We start from the raw sequence: 16455 nt of genomic DNA, 5'->3' as shown, positions 1-16455 counted from the left end.
TCGCCGCGCACATTGTGGGAGCGGGCTTGCCCGCGATGATGGTGGCAAATCCGGCATCCACGTATCAGACATACCGCTATCGCGGGCAAGCCCGCTCCCACAGGGTTCGCGTCGCCTGCCATGGCCATGTTTTCCGCCTCATTAAGTTCGTTCCCGCCAGCAGGCCCCACCGGGATCGCGTTCAACCCGTCGAATAGGAAGCGCACCGATGACCCGTCTCACCGCGAAAGACTTTGCCCCGCCATTGCTGGAGCTCTATGACTACTACGCCCACGGCCTGATCAATCGCCGTGAGTTTCTCGACCGGGCCGCGTTGTTCACCCTGGGTGGTTTGACCGCCAGCGCGCTGCTGGCGTCCTTGAGCCCCGATTACGCCCTTGCCGAGCAGGTCGAGTTCACCGATCCGGACATCCTTGCCGAATACATCACCTACCCCTCGCCCAAAGGCCATGGCCAGGTGCGAGGCTATCGGGTGCGCCCGACGAAAAACGCCGGCAAGGCTGGAAGCGTGGTGGTGGTGCATGAGAACCGCGGGCTCAATCCTTATATCGAGGATGTTGCGCGACGGCTGGCCAAGGCCGGTTTCATTGCGCTTGCCCCGGATGGCTTGAGCTCGGTCGGCGGCTATCCCGGCAACGACGACAAGGGCCGCGAACTACAGGCAACGGTCGATCCGGAAAAGCTCATGAATGACTTTTTCGCCGCCGTCGAGTGGCTGATGAACCAGGCCGACAGCGGCAAAGTCGGCATTACCGGCTTCTGTTACGGCGGTGGTGTGGCCAATGCCGCGGCGGTGGCCTACCCGGAACTGGGCGCTGCGGTGTCGTTTTATGGCCGACAACCGGAACCCAAAGATGTCGTGCGGATCAAGGCCCCGGTGATGCTGCACTACGGTGAACTGGATACGCGCATCAACGAAGGCTGGCCTGCCTACGAAAAGGCCTTGAAAGCCGCCGGCAAGACCTATGAAGCCTTCATCTACCCCGGCTGCAATCATGGCTTCCACAACGATTCCACGCCGCGTTACGACGAAGCGGCGGCCAAACTGGCCTGGGAACGCACACTGGGGTGGTTTCGCCGCTATCTGGTCTAGGCGTTGTCGCAGCGATAAGGATTACGGGTAAGTCAAGGTCACCACGTAATTGCCCGAGGTCAGCGCCCGGCCTTTGCCGTCCACCAAGGCGTACTGCTGACGGAGCGAGCCGCCCTCTTCCCTGCTTTCGCGGATCAGCTTGACCTGGGCGGTCGAACCGTCGATTGAGCGCACTGACTGTAGCGGCGGCACCTTGCGTGTACTGCCGTCCTGGCCGGTGGCCCTGGCAGGACAGCCGTGGAAGGCGAACCCTTCAGCCGACGTCGAAACCGGGCAAGGCGCCTCAACAATGGCGCCACGCAAAGCGATAACGCCTGGCGAGGCGAAACAGGTTCCACTCAGGCTGACCAGCAGCCCCATTGCGATAGAAATACGCAGACAGCTCATCTTCACGCTCCCTTCGAAAAAGCTCATGTCCTTGACGCTGTATCGACCGGATAGCGGATTTCTGAAGATCGTACTGGGGAAGTTCCTACCGACCATCGCTCACCCCGAAGACCTGCTTCGGGGTGACCGTTCTGTTGAGACGGCTACTTCGGTTGCGCCACGGTGCGCAGATACGGCTTCAGGGTTTTGAAACCGTCGGGGTATTTCTTCTTCGCATCCTCGTCGGAGACCGATGTCGGGATGATCACGTCTTCACCCGGACGCCAGTTCACCGGGGTGGCCACGGTGTGTTTGGCATTGAGTTGCAGCGAGTCGAGCAGGCGCAGCACTTCGTCGAAATTGCGCCCGGCGCTCATCGGGTAGATCAGCATGGCCTTGACCTTCTTGTCCGGGCCGACAATGAACACTGACCGCACCGTGGCGTTGTCCACCGCTGTGCGCGAACCGCCACTGGCGTTCGGGTGGATCATGTCGTAGAGCTTGGCCACCACCAGGTTATCGTCACCGATCAGCGGATAGTTGACGGCAGTGCCCTGGGTTTCCTCGATATCACCGACCCACTTGTTGTGGTCGCTGACCGGGTCGATGCTCAGTCCGATGACCTTGGTGTTGCGCTTGTCGAATTCCGGCTTGAGCTTGGCCAGGTAACCCAGCTCGGTGGTGCAGACAGGGGTGAAATCCTTCGGATGGGAAAACAGGATGGCCCAGCCATTGCCAATCCATTGGTGGAAGTTGATCGTGCCTTCGGTGGTTTCGGCGGTGAAATCCGGTGCTTCGTCGCCAATGCGGATGGACATTTTCGAACTCCTTGCAGTGTTGGATGGAGAAGCCGTAAGAGGGCCGACTGCGGTTCCAACGGCATGGGGAAGACGGTTGACGCGAACAGTATAGGAGAGCTTCCAGGGGGCGCCGCCCGCTACTCCACCAGTGCTATCAACAGATAACGCTGCGCATCGGTGAGCATCGGACCAAAACCGGCTCCGGCATTTTCCGCCATGTAGCGCGGGTTGCCGGTACCGGGGATGACGCAGGTCACTGCCGAATGGGACAGCACGAATTTCAGCGCCAGTTGCGGCCAGCTCTTGGCCCCGACTTGGGCGGCCCAGCCAGGCAACGGTCTGCCTTTGAGACGCTCGAGCAGGCCCCCGCCACCGAACGGCCGATTGCAGATCACCGCCACGCCCCGTTCGCGACACAACGGCAAGATGCGCTTCTCGACGCCGCGATCGCCCAGCGCGTAGTTGATCTGCAAGAAATCCAGTGGCTCGGTATTCAGAACGGCCTCCACTTCGTCATACGCCGACGGGGTGTAATGGGTGATACCGATGTAACGAATACGCCCTTGTTCCTTCCAGTGCCGCAACGTCGGCAAGTGAATTTGCCAATCCAGCAGGTTGTGAATTTGCATCAGGTCGATGCAATCGGTCTGCAATAACGTAAACGACCGCTCCATCTGCGCAATGCCCTCTTCGCGGCCACGGGTCCACACCTTGGTCGCCAGAAATGCCGGGGACCGTGGCTTGTGGATCGACAGCAATTCACCGGTCGTCTGCTCCGCACGACCGTACATCGGCGAGCTGTCGATCAGCGTCCCGCCCTTCTCGAACAGCGCGCGCAGCACCGCGGGCAATTGCTTGTAGGCGGCATCGGCGGGGGCCACGTCAAAGCCGCGATAAGTGCCCAACCCAACGATAGGCAATGGTTCGGCGCTGGACGGAATGGCGCGGGTCTGCATGGTCTTGCCTCCTGTTGCGGTCGACGGCGCTGATGGCGCGGCGGCCGGGCCGAACGTGAAGACCGCCGAGGCACCGGCAGCCAGCGTGAGTAGTTTCCTGCGGGTGAACCCCTCTGGATGCTGCATGAGCATGACCTCGGCAAACGGCCGGCGTGCCCCGCTGGCGATTGACTACACTCTGGCAGCGATCCAGCGTAGCCGTGTTCACCCCCGAGCCATCAATGCCGTCCACTAACGTTAGTCGAATGTCACGCAACCTGATGCTGCTTATCGTCGTCCTGGCCGCCTTGTATCTGACGCTCTGCGGGGCGCTGTATGTGTTTCAGCGCGCGCTGATCTACTACCCGCAACCCCGCGCTATCGGGACCAGCGAGACATTGCTCACGTTGCCCGTCGACGACGCGCAGCTCCAGGTTTCCGTCAGGCCCCACGACGGCCCCAATGCGCTGATCTATTTCGGTGGCAATGCCGAGGACGTTTCGCGCAACCTGCCAGAGTTCAGCCAGGCCTTCCCCGACTACGCCCTGTATTTGCTGCACTACCGAGGCTACGGCGGCAGCACTGGCTCGCCCTCGGAAGAGGCCATTGCCCGCGACGCCCTGGCCTTGTTCGACACCGTGCAGGCCACTCATGGGCATGTCGCGGTGGTCGGGCGCAGTCTCGGTTCGGGGGTGGCCGTGCGCCTGGCCAGCCAACGCCCGGCGGCACGCTTGGTGTTGATCACGCCTTACAACAGCCTTGAGGGCCTCGCCGCCCGGCAGTTCCACTGGTTTCCGGTGAAGTGGCTGCTCAAGGACAAATTCGAGTCCTGGCGTTATGCCGCACGCATCACGGTGCCGACGCGGCTGATCGCGGCCGAGCATGACGAAGTGGTGCCAGGCTCAAGCACGCGGCTGCTGTACAGCCATTTCGCCCGGGGCGTGGCTTCGCTGCAGGTGATTGCAGGCACGGGACACAACTCGATCAGCGACAGCCCGGAGTATCTGAAGGCGTTGGGGGATGGTTTGTAGTGACCGAAGGTTTAACGACCGTTGATCCGGCGACCAGGACATCGTCGCGCATGACTGCGTGTTCCATCGTTTGGCCGCTACCGAACCCTGACACCCAGGCCGTCTGAGCCCCGTACAGGCAAAAAAACAACATCCGCTACGTCCGTCGGATGCTCCTCCCCATCCGCCAAAATGCCCGCCCGCCCCGTGAACCAAGTCCCGGGGCGCCAGTCTTAGAGCGGCGCCAAATCCACCCCTCATCGTTGTCATCTCATCAGAGCTGTCCGCACCATGCGCCAAACCGCCCTTGTCTTGCGCTTTTCTTCGCTGTGCCTGTTTACCTTGCTTCCCCTGATCGCCAATCCCGCCCACGCCAGTGCCGAGCGAGAATTGGTGGAAGCGATCAACGATTATCGAGCCCACCCCCAGCGCTGTGAGCGACGTCCAGCTCAACGCCTGTCGCCACTGGCGCTGAAATCCAGCCTGGCCCTGCCCGTGGGCTACGGCGGTGGCTTGCGCGACCGGTTGAAATCCAATGGCTATCAAGCGGTGGCCGTGCGCTCCATCCGTGTGGTCGGTGCGCAGGATGCCGAAGAGGCGTTCGATCTGTTTCAGAGCGAGCATTGCTCGGCGCTGCTGGACAGCCAGTACGCCGACATCGGTGTGAGTCGCAGCCGCAGCGAATGGCAAGTGGTCATGGCGCAACCCGTGCTGGACCGTCAGTTGAACGATACGCGATCGGTCAGCAAAGCCTTGCTCGCGCAGGTCAATGCCGCCCGCGCAAAACCACGCCTCTGCGGGCGCCAGCGCTTTGCCGCCGCACGGCCACTGTCGTGGAATGCCAGCCTTGGCGCGGCGGCGCAAGGCCATAGCAAGGCCATGGCCTACGGTAACTACTTCGCCCATCAGGACCCCGATGGCGACATGCCCGCTGACCGGGCCAGGGCTGCGGGTTACCGTGGCCGGCAGATTGGCGAAAACATCGCCGCCGGCCAAGGCTCACCGAGCAAAGCCATGGCCGGCTGGCTGGCCAGTCCCGGGCATTGCGCCAACCTGATGAACCCGATGTTCACCCAGGTCGGCGCGGCCTATGCCACGGACGCGCGCAGTGACGAGGGGGTTTACTGGACGATGGTGTTTGGGACGCCCTGAAGCCCCTGATGGCTCTCCCTCGGGGCGAAGGAATGTTTTGATAGTTCCTGCGCCGAGACGCTGATGTCAGCACAATGAGTGAAGATAAAAAAGACGATGTGACGATAGCCTTTGATTCAGCCCCGTCAGAGCCAAAGTTGGAGGGTGAAAGCATTATTCAGTTAGACCACGACGGCAATTTTATTGAAGCCCATTCTTATGGAAACTTCGTGGAAAGAATTGAGGGTGGTGTAAGGGTTACTCGTCCGGACGGGGTGACGATAAGCATGATTGATGGTGATATATCCATCGAAAATCTTGTCGCCAAATCGGTAGGTATCCGGGATTTGTCCGAGATCGAGTCATTTGAAATGCGGACTGTGAATGAGACACGCATTTATCGCATGGATTTCCTTGGCGGTGGCCACGTCGAAGTTACCTATTTACAAGACGGCCAACTGTTGGGTGTCACTGGTCAGAACCTTAAGCAAACAATCACGAAAGACCACGAAGTCATTTTTAGCCAAGGGAATTCAGCCAGCGATCAAGTGCATTGAATCGAATGAGCCCGCTTGGCCGGCGGCTCGGCTAACGGTTGTCATTCTGGAAGTAAGCGAAAGCATTGAGCAATGTAAGGAGTCGACACGGTCACGTTGAAGATGAGGGAGTCAATTACAAGGCCATATAACCCTCAGGACGCTGCCATGCGTGACTCCTACAGGCATTACACGCACCTGTAGGAGGTTTTTCCCGAGAAGGCGGCTTCAAGGCTGTCGACTGCTGACCCGCTGCTCGCTGCCCTGGATCAGGGCACCGTTGCTGGCCAGGCGATTGTTGACGTTGGCCTGGTACAGCACCAGCACCTGCTCGTCGTTCACTTCGGCGTGTTCCATCCGCCATCGATGAATCGCAGGCCAAGGCAAAGCTATAGATTGCGATATCGACTACGCCAGCCCAGCAAATTCACTCAACGCTGCGCACAGTAAAGCTCCTACGCCAACCTCGGAATCAGCCACCTTGCCACGTTGGAACGATGAAGCTTATAGTCCGCCCCGTCGTCCACATGGCGACCGGGTTTGGCGACCTGACTAACGAGTGCGAGAGCTATCTGCTTATTTGCAGGCGCCGCCGCATCCGCAAAACTGCTTTTTATGGCAGTTGTGCGCGGGAGACCTTCGGGTCTGCCGGTTACTCGTTTCCGGTTCGCCAACCTGCGTACAACTGCCACCCCATTTCGTTTGGCGACGATCTGCTGGCAGTCTCAGCAAACTAAACGAGGTTTCACCTATGGATAGATACATGCCCCTTACCGGAATCGACTTGATCCCGGCAGCACTGCTCATCGACACCCAAGCGCCATTAGATGTCCTTCAAGCAATGGCGGATTACCGTATTCGCACTGTCACCCAAGTGCTGGAGAACATCGCCTTTCGCGCAGAAATCGGCTGCGACACAGTCGTACTATCCGACTTCTCAAAATTGCTCGCCATACCGTTGCGTGACGGTTGTGATTTGATGGATGTGATCGGTCGGCGGTTGAGGGCGCAGGCTGCGAAGTGAATGAAAACGGGCGACCTGTAGGTCGCCCGTTTTATATGGCTCATACAAAAGCCTAACAGCCTCACTTCTTCGATTTATCGTACGAAAAATCGAGTTTTTTTCTCAGAGAAAGATTTGTTTTTTGGGTAAAGGCAATAAATAAATTCGTCCCCTTTACGGTGTCGTCTCGAAGGCGAGTTGGTACGAAATAGCCGACTCACACCCACAATTGCCCTGACCCGGCGCAGACTCGACCATCATGAAGGCCGTCGTACCACCCTCACCTTCCCGCTCGTGCCACCGCCGCAGAAAAACCGCGCGCCACCATCGGACTCAAGCCCCGACACGCCGATACCGGCCGGCATCTTCAGGCTTTCGAGGACTTCGCCCGAGTGTGGATCGACGCGGCGCAGTTCGCTCTCTTCGGCTTCCCAGGTGCCGTGCCACAGGTCGCCTTCAACCCAGGTCACGCCGGTGACAAACCGGTTGGATTCGATGGTGCGCAGAATCGCCCCGGTCTCAGGGTCGATCTGATGGATTTTCCGCGCCTGATACTGCCCCACCCACAACGTGCCTTCGGCCCAGGTCAGGCCTGAATCGTTGCCGCCACCGGGGGCCGGGATGGTGCCGAGTATCCGGCCGGTACGCGGGTCGATTTTCTGGATGCGGTCCTCGGCAATCTGGAACAGGTGCTGACCATCGAAGGCGGTGCCGGCATGGGCGGCGACGTCGATCGAGCGCAGGGTCTTGCCGGTGTCGGGATCCAGGGCGTTGATTTTTTCTCCGCTGGCAAACCATACCTGCTGACCGTCCCAGGTCAGGCCGTGCACCTTGTCGACATCGGCAAAAGGACCATATTCACGGAGAATTTCGGCGGCTGACTGTTTCATGAAGGTGTTCCTCGCTAGGGGTTGTGGCGTTCATCCTAGCCACCGGGCAGCGGACCGGGGAGTAACAAGGTCGTCGCGAAACCGGGCACCGGCGCAGTCACCCAGCGCCGTGCCCGGCCGTGACCAAACGACTGCACCTTCCCCGCCGTCGCCAGGGTGTCGAGTGCCCTTTGCACGCTGCGCTGACTGTTGCCCAGCGCCAGGGCCAGGGCCGAGCTCGACCAGGACTCACCGTCGGCGAGCAAGGCGAACACCGCGGCATGGCGCGCTTCGACCGGTGGCATCAGCAGCACCACATCGGTAGAAACCCGGGTGACCAGGGCAAATCCCCGTTTGCTGGCGATCACGCTGGCCAGGGGTTTGAGTGCCGCGCGCAGGCGCCCGATTTCCACGCGCAAACGGGCGCGGTGGGATTCATCGCTGAGCTTCAGGCGAAAGGTCTTGGCGATCAGCGTTTCCCGCGACACGTCTGCCGGCCAAGCTTCGGCGAGGGTTCGCACCAGGGTGAAGAGGATCGGACGCGTGGCCAGCGACACCGACATGCCCGCACCGCGCACGACAGAGCGGCAGCCGTCGATCACCAGCGATGTCGAGGCGAGCAGCGCTTGCACTTCGTCGAGCAACAGGGGTCGTGTTTCGCCCTGGCAGATCAGGCGTGCGGCCGGGCTGTCGAGCATCCGTGCCGCACTGTCGACTTCAGCGCACAGCGCCGCAATGCCGGACTGGCGCGCGGCGAGTTCGGCCCTGACGAGCGCCGCCCGTGCCGCTTGGGATTGCAGGCACCGCATCGCAATCCCCGCCACCACCAGTTCATGGTTGGCCCGCAACGCGGGAGGCAGGGTCACCGAATCGAGATCGGCGAGCAGCGCCTGCGCCTCATCGAGCTGCCCGATCAACAGCAAGCGGCGGATCTGCAGATAACGCGCATGGGCGGCGTTGATGGCGTCGCCGTGGGACATCAGTGCGACCCGCGCGGCGTCGAGCGCCTTCACCGGCCAGCCAAGCTCCCGCGAGGCCAGTGCAATTTCGGCTTCAGCGACCACGCAACGCGCCCGCGCTACGGCCTCTTTCGGCCCGAAGGCCCGCGCTGCCCTGCGTACCAGTGCCTTGGCCCGCAGCAGATCGCCCAGTTGCGCCATGGCGATACCCCGCAGTGCCAGCGCCGGTGCATCCTCGCGCAACGCCACCCGGTCCAGCGCGCCGAGCGGGTCGCCCGCCGCCAGCGCCTGCGCCGCGGCGGTGATCAGCGAATCCATTGCAATCCTGCCACGCGTGTCACTCCTGCGTTCAGAAGACCCGCGTTGAGTCTATTTCACGACCGCTCACCACAGCGCCCCTGCTCAGGTACAGGGAAAACCTTGAGCCGGTGTCGGTTTGTCTTGCCGGGCACTCTTTACCAGGCAGGCTTTTTGGTACTTGTACCGATGATACCGCCGGCCGAGACAAGACTGACTCGCCCTGTCTATGCTCAATCCAACCGCAGCGTCGCCAGGAGAATCGACATGAATGAATACCAGCCCATGAGTTGCGACCTCTATGACTATCTGGAAATCGCCTGCATGCGTGGCTATCGACTGGATATCGAGTTGAAAGACGGCGCACGCCTGGTGGCCAAGGCGCTGACCACGCGCACCTCGAGCGAGAAGGAAGAGTTCATCCTCCTCGAGACGGATGACGGTCAACAGGAGATTCGCCTGGATCAACTGCTGGCCATCACCCCCCTCGATGCCAACGCGCAGTTCGGACGAGTGGTGTTTTCCGAAGCCGTCTGCACGTTCTAGAGTTGAATCGCCGCAAGCGACAGGCGGTGGCTTCAGGCGGCCAAAAAGGCTTGTGCCAGGCTCCCGGAAAATTGCCAACAAGGAATGAATATGTCACGAGTACAACTCACGCTGTTCTGGACCTTGGTGGCCTCGACGCATAGCGGCTTGAGCCTGGCAGACGATTCGGCAGAGCTGGCCAAAAAGGCACTCAACCCGGTCGCGGCCATGTACAGCCTTCCCGTGCAATACAACTGGGATCAGAAGCTGGGCCCGACGGGCGATGGCATGCACAGTGTCACCAATATTCAGCCGGTGCTGCCCTTCAGTCTGAATGATGACTGGAACCTGATCTCGCGCACGATCCTGCCCGTCATCGACCAGCATGGCCTGGCACCCAATGGCGCGGCCGACCAGTCGGGTATCGGTGATGTGACCCAGAGCTTTTTCTTTTCGCCGAAGAAACCCACCGACAGCGGCTGGATACTCGGTGTAGGGCCTGCGCTGCTGATTCCCACCGGTAGCGACAAGCTGCTGAGCAGCAAGCAATGGGGCCTCGGGCCGACAGCCGTCGCGCTCAAACAGTCGAATGGCTGGACCCGTGGCATTCTCGCCAACCATATCTGGGGCCTGGAAGACAGTCCGCCGGATAACAAGGACAAGGTCAACCAGACCTTCCTCCAGCCCTTCCTTTCTTACACCACCCACACCTACACCACGTTCGGGGTGAACACCGAATCGACCTACGACTGGCAAACCCGGCAGTGGTCGGTACCGATCAACTTGACCGTCACTCAACTGCTGAGAATCGGCGGCCAGCCACTGACGATCCAGGCCGGGCCACGTTATTGGCTCGACAGTCCGGAAGACGGGGCTCAAGGCTGGGGCTTTCGCGCGGCGGTGACCTTGCTGTTTCCGCGCTGAACACACACCACACGTCACCTGACTCGAACGCCCCACGCCGGCAGGTAAATGTGGGAGCGCGCCGGCTCGCTCCCACCGTGGCTCGGCTACTTGTCCGACTTGATGCTGGTCCAGACCCGAGTGCGCACCCGTTCAAGCTTTTGCGGCAACGGCTGCACGACATACAAGGTTTTCAGGGCTTCGGGGGTGGGCGTCAGGTTGGGGTTGCCGGTGATGTCCTTGTTGATCAGGGCAATCGAATCTTTGTTGGCGTTCGGATAACCGAGGAAGTCACTGATGGGCGCGATGACTTTCGGCTCCAGCAAGGTGTTGAGAAATTCGTGGGCTTCCTCGACGTTCTTCGCACTTTTAGGAATGGCGAAGGTATCGAACCAGATCGGCGCGCCCTCCTTCGGCAAGCGCCAATCGACGACCACGCCGTTGCCCGCCTCCTTGGCGCGATTGCCGAACTGATAGAAGCTGCCGGAGTAACCGATGGCCACGCAAATGTCGCCGTTGGCGATGTCGGTCATGTACTTGGCGGAGTTGAAGTAGGTGACGTAAGGCCGGATCTTCAACATGAGGGCCTTGGCTTTATCGTAGTCGTCCGGGTTCTGGCTGTTCGGGTCCAGCCCCAGGTAATGCAGGGCCAGGGGCAGGATTTCCGACGGCGAGTCGAGCATCGCCACGCCGCAGGATTTGAGTTTTTTCATGTTCTCGGGCTTGAACACCAGATCCCAGCTGTCCACAGGCGCGTTCTCACCCAACGCGGCCTTGACCTTGGCCGGGTTGAAACCAATCAGCACGGTGCCGTACATGTAGGGCACGCCGTACTGGTTGCCGGGGTCGTTCTTGTCCAACAGCTTGAGCAATGCCGGGTCCTGATGGCTCCAATTGGGCAGTTTGGACTTGTCCAGCTTCTGGAACACCCCGGCCTTGATCTGGGTTTCGATGAACTGGTTCGACGGTACCACCAGGTCGTACCCGGAGTTGCCGGTCAGCAGCTTGGCTTCCAGGGACTCGTTGGTGTCGAAGGTGTCCCAGGTCACTTTGATGCCAGACTTGTCGGCGAAGTCCTTGGGCACGGACGGCAGGATGTAGTCCGCCCAGTTGTACACCCTCAACTCGCGCTGTTCGGCGTGCACGGCGCTGGCCAGCAACGTCAGCCCACAAACCGTGGCGCCCAAAATGCGTTTCATAGTGTCCATGGATCAGTTCCCCAATGTCAGCTCTGGTTTTTATGTTTTGAGACGGCAGTGGCCCGCAAATAGCCAAGGGCAAGGAAGATCAAAGATTCTGGTTATGGATTCGAGGGGCGCCGGGTCGGCAGCCTGGCTCCGATTCTTGCTGACAGGCTGGACGCTTCATAGCGTGGCATTGGCCAAAAGGGGATCGTAATGGCCATTATCGGTGGCCGCAGGGAAACGAAGGATCGTCAGAGGAGGGTTTTGTCGCGGGCAAAAAAAACGCCAGACCGATTCGGACTGGCGTTTTTTCATGATCATCCTCAACCCGCGTCTTGGCTGCCGACTGAGTTGAACCTGGATGAGCAAGGAATATGGCAGGGGCGGCTGGATTCGAACCAACGCATGGCAGGATCAAAACCTGCTGCCTTACCGCTTGGCGACGCCCCTGTATCTGCAACTTAAAGGCCCGTGAGGCCCTGTGCGAGAGTGGGCGGAAATTTATCAACTTTCTTCGCAGCTGTGAAGCCCAAACAGAAAATATTTGTTTGAAAACAGCCAGTTATTATTAAACAAGGTTAAACGCAACACCCTCGACGGTGTTTTTTGCCTTTCCAGACAGAATGACCGGGTGCGCACGTTGCGCTCGCGCACAGGCAGGCGCAGATTGATACGGCTGTGCTGAATGCCCCCTTGGGTCGTCATCAAAGCGTCGACCACCCCTGCGGATGACTGAACCTGGGCGCACTGACCTCCTCCTGTTCATTTATCAATAGGACCCGATCATGATCCTCAAGCGCGTAGGTTCGCAGCCCTCGATAAAAGCCCCTGAAGCCTTCTTCACCGGCACCGTCCGCATGGACCCGCTCAACGCCCCTCCGTCACCCGCCCGGGTTTCCGTCGTCAGCGTCACCTTTGAACCCGGCGCACGCAGCGCCTGGCATACCCATCCGCTGGGGCAGACCCTGATTGTCACCGCCGGCTGCGGCTGGACCCAGTGCGAAGGCGAACCGATCGTGGAAATCCGTGCCGGTGATGTCATCTGGTGCCCGCCTGACCACAAGCACTGGCACGGCGCCAGCGCCACCACCGCAATGACCCACATCGGCGTCCAGGAAGCGCTGGACGGTGTGAGTGTGGTCTGGATGGAAAAAGTCACGGACGAGGAATACAACGTCGGCCCGCCCGCGCAATGATGTATCACAGTGTATCCGGGTGACATCGCGATACATCCGCTTGCATCTGGCCTGCCCACCGACACAGGCCAGATACATCGCCGCGCTCAAATGCAGGCAAGGTTTGAAGGGGATCATCCAGAACCCCTGACCAACGGCTTGCAACGGAGACATCCCCATGACGATGGCACTGCGGAACCACGAAAACGGGAAAACCCGCCGTCACCTGGTCGGCGCCTCGCTCCTCGCCCTCAGCCTGTTCGGCGTGCTCGGCACGGCCCACGCGCAGTCGAACGCCGCCGCTCAGACCGAAGCCGGTGCGACTTATACGACGCCCTCTCCGTTCGGCCCGCTCAAGCATGTCACCGCCGGGCTGCTGAATGTCGCGTATGCCGAAACGGGCCCGGCCAACGGACCGGTGGTGATTCTCCTGCACGGCTGGCCATACGACATTCACAGCTATGACGAGGTCGCTCCTTTGCTGGCCGCCAAGGGCTATCGCGTGTTGATGCCCTACGCGCGGGGTTATGGCGATACGCATTTCCTCTCCGATAAAACCCTGCGCAATGGTCAACCGGCCGCGCTGGCCAGTGACGTTATCGACTTCATGGATGCGCTGAAGATCAAGCAAGCCGTGCTCGGTGGCTATGATTGGGGCGCGCGCTCGGCCGACATCGTCTCGGCGCTGTGGCCGGAACGGGTCAAGGCATTGGTGTCGGTCAGTGGTTATCTGATCGGTAACCAGGCGGCCGGCAAGAACCCCCTACCGCCCAAGGCTGAATTGCAGTGGTGGTACCAGTTTTACTTCGCCACTGATCGCGGCCGTGCCGGTTATGAGAAAAACACCCACGATTTCGCCAAGTTGATCTGGCAAACGGCTTCGCCGAAATGGGCGTTCGATGACGCCACGTTCGACCGCAGCGCCAAGGCGCTGGAAAACCCGGACCATGTCGACATCACCGTGTTCAACTACCGCTGGCGCCTGGGGCTGGTAAAAGGTGAATCCCGTTACGAAGCCCTGGAACAAAAACTGGCCACCGCGCCGTCCATCGGAGTGCCGACCATCACCCTGGAAGGCGATGCCAACGGCGCGCCCCACCCTGCCCCCGAGGATTACGCCAAGCGCTTTACCGGCAAGTACGAATTTCGCCTGATCAACGGCAACATCGGCCACAACCTGCCGCAGGAAGATCCGCAAGCGTTCGCCAAGGCCGTGATCGACGCCGATCATCTTTGATGATCGATACCTGCAGGAGCCAGCCTGCTGGCGATGGACTCCAGGACGCCGCATTCATCCAGGCCAGACGCGTCATCGTTGACGACCATCGCTGCGATGCGGCGATCCGACAGGCCAGCTCCCACAGGAAAACGACCATCGCTGCGATGCGGCGACTCGACAGGCCAGCTCCTCCAGGGGGACAGAGGGGATCAGTGTTTCGACATCAGCCCATGCAGCACACCCAATCTCAACCCTGGCTCGGACGGCGTCATGTGTGAGACGCCAAACACCTTGAACGCCGCCAGCATGACCACCAGACCACCCGGCAGAATGCTCAAACGATGAGCCTGTAAACCTGCCAGCTTGAGCTGCTTGACATGCCCGACTTCCAGCAGGCGCAACGACAGGCGCAAGAGACCGCCATAGGTCACGCCGCCTTGACCGTCGTCGTTCAGCCCGTTGGCCTTGAGCACCTTGGCCAGCATCCGTGCCGTGCCTGAAGAACCGATGACTTGCTGCCAACCCTTGGCACGGTAACGGCGCGCCACCCTTTCAAATTGCAGGGTGGCGACACGCTCGGCTTCCAGCAACGCCCGTGCGCTGATCGCGCCTCCCGGAAAGTAACGCGCGCCCACGGTGCCGCTGCCAACGGCAACGCTCTCGGTGAGTAATGGCTGTGCGCCCTGGCCCAGGATCAGTTCGGTCGAACCGCCGCCGATATCCACCACCAGGCGCATGCGCTGGGTATCAGGAAGGGTATGGGCAACGCCGGCGTACACCAGTTGGGCCTCTTCGTGCCCGGAAATGACATCAATGCGGAACCCGAGGTGCCGCTCTGCGCTGGCCAGAAACAAGGGGGCGTTGTCGGCTTGGCGAACCGCGCTGGTCGCCACCGCCCGCACTCGCCCGGCCTCGAAACCCCGCAACTTTTTGCCGAAGCGCGCGAGCGCCTGCCAGCCACGGTCCAGCGCCAGTTCGTCGAGCGCGCCGCCCTGGAAACCCTCGGCCAAACGAACAGGCTCGCGCAGGGTTTTCACTTCCTGGATCATCAATTGCTGATTGCGCTTGACCGACTGGCCGATCATCAGGCGAAACGCATTGGAGCCCAGATCAATAGCGGCAAAGAGTGAGGCATCGCCTTTCATGGTGGGGGTTCCCTGGCAAATTCGACAGCCCGTGGGCCGCTCAACGCGGAGTGCGAGGATGTTGCCACGGGCTCGGTGACAGTCAGATGACACCGGGATCATTTTCTGCTGAATCCCATCGTCACCAGGCCGTCACATCCCCAGGGCTAGCATCGGCACTTCCACCTTCGTCGGGAGTTCCCATCATGCTTTTGACCAACGACACCTTGATGCAACGCATTCATCGCGAGCTGCTCGATCACAGTGACGAAGAACTGGAACTGGAATTACTGGAGGACGGACACGACCTCAATGCGCTGTTTGACGATCACCTCAGCGACACCCCCGAAAAGCAAGAGCGGCGACGCTATTTCAGCGAGCTGTTCCGCCTGCAGGGCGAACTGGTGAAGTTGCAGAGCTGGGTCGTGAAAACCGGCCACAAGGTGGTGATCCTGTTCGAGGGCCGCGACGCCGCCGGCAAAGGGGGCGTGATCAAGCGCATTACCCAGCGCCTCAATCCTCGCGTGTGCCGGGTGGCCGCCCTGCCCGCCCCCAACGACCGCGAACGCACCCAGTGGTACTTTCAGCGATATGTCTCACACCTGCCGGCCGCGGGTGAAATCGTCCTGTTCGACCGCAGTTGGTACAACCGCGCCGGGGTTGAACAGGTCATGGGCTTTTGCAACGCCGACCAATACGAAGAGTTCTTCCGCACCGTGCCGGAGTTCGAACGCATGCTCGCCCGCTCCGGGATCCAGTTGATCAAATACTGGTTCTCGATCTCCGATCAGGAACAGCACCTGCGCTTTCTCAGCCGCATTCACGACCCGCTCAAGCAATGGAAACTCAGCCCCATGGACCTGGAGTCCCGCCGGCGCTGGGAGGCCTACACCAAAGCCAAGGAAATCATGCTCGAACGCACCCACATCGCCGAAGCGCCCTGGTGGGTGGTGCAAGCCGACGACAAGAAAAAGGCCCGACTCAACTGCATCCACCACCTGCTCGGGCAAATGCCCTATGAAGAAGTGGAAATGCCGGCCATCGAACTGCCTGAACGCTTGCGCCAGGAAGACTACTCGCGCAATCCCACGCCGCCGGAAATCATTGTGCCTCAGGTCTACTAGGCGCAGCGCCACTCGGGCTCGCCCCCATAAGCCGTGCTGTTTTTTCTGCTGCCTCCCAAGGCAGCTTTTTTTGCCTGATACCTGATCATTCACAGACGTTGCCGAGTCCGGAACGACAAGTTACAACGGCGACGACTGACCCTCGTCCAGACCCGACAAGGTCAGACCGTCCTTTATAGCGATTGCCCTCCCCCCGACTTGG

Annotated in this window: 19 protein-coding genes and 1 tRNA gene; 11 read left to right on the top strand and 9 right to left on the bottom strand. The window is 60.5% G+C overall.

Features of this window, described 5'->3' with window-relative positions:
* Window positions 1-208 precede the first annotated feature (208 nt).
* Window positions 209-1093, top strand: coding sequence for a YghX family hydrolase (yghX, locus tag BLV61_RS27280; RefSeq protein WP_090468647.1), 885 nt, complete (start codon window positions 209-211; stop codon window positions 1091-1093).
* Window positions 1094-1114: 21 nt separating this feature from the next.
* On the opposite strand, the gene BLV61_RS27275 is transcribed toward yghX, so the two are convergent.
* From BLV61_RS27275 to BLV61_RS27265, 3 genes are all read right to left on the bottom strand, one after another.
* Entirely contained in the window at window positions 1115-1480 is a 366-nt protein-coding gene (locus BLV61_RS27275; protein WP_047538467.1) for a hypothetical protein, read from the bottom strand.
* 143 nt (window positions 1481-1623) lie between these two features.
* Window positions 1624-2277: a peroxiredoxin gene (locus tag BLV61_RS27270; protein WP_047527956.1), complete on the bottom strand. Its 654-nt coding sequence runs from the start codon at window positions 2275-2277 to the stop codon at window positions 1624-1626.
* Window positions 2278-2396: 119 nt separating this feature from the next.
* Entirely contained in the window at window positions 2397-3215 is an 819-nt protein-coding gene (locus tag BLV61_RS27265; protein ID WP_425272109.1) for an aldo/keto reductase, read from the bottom strand.
* Between BLV61_RS27265 and BLV61_RS31690 the strand changes: the two genes are divergently transcribed.
* The 4 genes from BLV61_RS31690 to BLV61_RS27250 all read left to right on the top strand — a co-directional run bounded on the left by BLV61_RS31690 (window position 3214) and on the right by BLV61_RS27250 (window position 5892).
* Complete coding sequence (locus BLV61_RS31690; RefSeq protein WP_244160003.1) at window positions 3214-3450, top strand: hypothetical protein; 237 nt, start codon at window positions 3214-3216, stop codon at window positions 3448-3450. The two genes, BLV61_RS27265 and BLV61_RS31690, sit on opposite strands and share 2 nt — an antisense overlap.
* On the top strand, window positions 3437-4225 hold the full coding sequence (locus BLV61_RS27260) for an alpha/beta hydrolase (RefSeq protein ID WP_090468638.1): 789 nt from the start codon (window positions 3437-3439) through the stop codon (window positions 4223-4225). The genes BLV61_RS31690 and BLV61_RS27260 overlap by 14 nt, the downstream gene beginning before the upstream one ends.
* A 270-nt stretch (window positions 4226-4495) precedes the next feature.
* Window positions 4496-5356: a CAP domain-containing protein gene (locus tag BLV61_RS27255; protein ID WP_090468636.1), complete on the top strand. Its 861-nt coding sequence runs from the start codon at window positions 4496-4498 to the stop codon at window positions 5354-5356.
* 74 nt (window positions 5357-5430) lie between these two features.
* Window positions 5431-5892, top strand: coding sequence for a hypothetical protein (locus BLV61_RS27250; protein ID WP_090468634.1), 462 nt, complete (start codon window positions 5431-5433; stop codon window positions 5890-5892).
* Between the two features lie 207 nt (window positions 5893-6099).
* Here BLV61_RS27250 and BLV61_RS31895 read toward each other — a convergent pair whose 3' ends face one another.
* A complete protein-coding gene (locus BLV61_RS31895) occupies window positions 6100-6228 on the bottom strand; it encodes a hypothetical protein (protein WP_279627448.1) in 129 nt (42 codons plus the stop codon).
* A gap of 394 nt (window positions 6229-6622) precedes the next feature.
* Between BLV61_RS31895 and BLV61_RS27245 the strand changes: the two genes are divergently transcribed.
* The gene (locus tag BLV61_RS27245) at window positions 6623-6895 is read left to right on the top strand and encodes a hypothetical protein (protein WP_090468632.1); all 273 of its coding nucleotides are present in this window, start codon (window positions 6623-6625) and stop codon (window positions 6893-6895) included.
* 236 nt (window positions 6896-7131) lie between these two features.
* Here BLV61_RS27245 and BLV61_RS27240 read toward each other — a convergent pair whose 3' ends face one another.
* Complete coding sequence (locus tag BLV61_RS27240) at window positions 7132-7764, bottom strand: Vgb family protein (protein ID WP_090468630.1); 633 nt, start codon at window positions 7762-7764, stop codon at window positions 7132-7134.
* A 35-nt stretch (window positions 7765-7799) separates the two neighbouring features.
* Entirely contained in the window at window positions 7800-9020 is a 1221-nt protein-coding gene (locus tag BLV61_RS27235; RefSeq protein ID WP_090468628.1) for a helix-turn-helix domain-containing protein, read from the bottom strand.
* Window positions 9021-9266: 246 nt separating this feature from the next.
* Here BLV61_RS27235 and BLV61_RS27230 point away from each other — a divergent pair, with 246 nt between their 5' ends.
* Both BLV61_RS27230 and BLV61_RS27225 read left to right on the top strand, forming a co-directional pair.
* Window positions 9267-9545, top strand: coding sequence for a Rho-binding antiterminator (locus BLV61_RS27230; RefSeq protein WP_090468626.1), 279 nt, complete (start codon window positions 9267-9269; stop codon window positions 9543-9545).
* 84 nt (window positions 9546-9629) lie between these two features.
* On the top strand, window positions 9630-10448 hold the full coding sequence (locus BLV61_RS27225; protein ID WP_047527943.1) for a hypothetical protein: 819 nt from the start codon (window positions 9630-9632) through the stop codon (window positions 10446-10448).
* An 86-nt stretch (window positions 10449-10534) separates the two neighbouring features.
* Here BLV61_RS27225 and BLV61_RS27220 read toward each other — a convergent pair whose 3' ends face one another.
* Both BLV61_RS27220 and BLV61_RS27215 read right to left on the bottom strand, forming a co-directional pair.
* On the bottom strand, window positions 10535-11635 hold the full coding sequence (locus BLV61_RS27220) for a polyamine ABC transporter substrate-binding protein (RefSeq protein ID WP_090468625.1): 1101 nt from the start codon (window positions 11633-11635) through the stop codon (window positions 10535-10537).
* A 351-nt stretch (window positions 11636-11986) separates the two neighbouring features.
* Window positions 11987-12061: transfer RNA gene (locus BLV61_RS27215), tRNA-Gln, on the bottom strand.
* A gap of 335 nt (window positions 12062-12396) precedes the next feature.
* Here BLV61_RS27215 and BLV61_RS27210 point away from each other — a divergent pair.
* Together BLV61_RS27210 and BLV61_RS27205 are read left to right on the top strand one after the other, a co-directional pair.
* Window positions 12397-12807 (top strand): (R)-mandelonitrile lyase, encoded by a 411-nt coding sequence (locus BLV61_RS27210; protein WP_047527942.1) that lies wholly within the window; start codon window positions 12397-12399, stop codon window positions 12805-12807.
* A 157-nt stretch (window positions 12808-12964) separates the two neighbouring features.
* Window positions 12965-14023, top strand: a complete 1059-nt coding sequence (locus BLV61_RS27205) for an alpha/beta fold hydrolase (RefSeq protein WP_090468622.1) — start codon at window positions 12965-12967, stop codon at window positions 14021-14023.
* Window positions 14024-14214: 191 nt separating this feature from the next.
* On the opposite strand, the gene BLV61_RS27200 is transcribed toward BLV61_RS27205, so the two are convergent.
* Window positions 14215-15150 carry a Ppx/GppA family phosphatase gene (locus BLV61_RS27200; protein WP_090468619.1) on the bottom strand — a complete coding sequence of 312 codons (936 nt, stop codon included), beginning with the start codon at window positions 15148-15150 and terminating at the stop codon, window positions 14215-14217.
* Window positions 15151-15335: 185 nt separating this feature from the next.
* On the opposite strand from BLV61_RS27200, the gene ppk2 reads away from it, so the two are divergent.
* Window positions 15336-16253: a polyphosphate kinase 2 gene (gene ppk2, locus BLV61_RS27195; RefSeq protein WP_090468617.1), complete on the top strand. Its 918-nt coding sequence runs from the start codon at window positions 15336-15338 to the stop codon at window positions 16251-16253.
* Window positions 16254-16455: the final 202 nt, after the last annotated feature.

Source organism: Pseudomonas mohnii (assembly GCF_900105115.1).
Taxonomy (GTDB): Bacteria; Pseudomonadota; Gammaproteobacteria; order Pseudomonadales; family Pseudomonadaceae; genus Aquipseudomonas; species Aquipseudomonas mohnii.
This window is presented reverse-complemented; position numbering and strand designations above follow the sequence as displayed.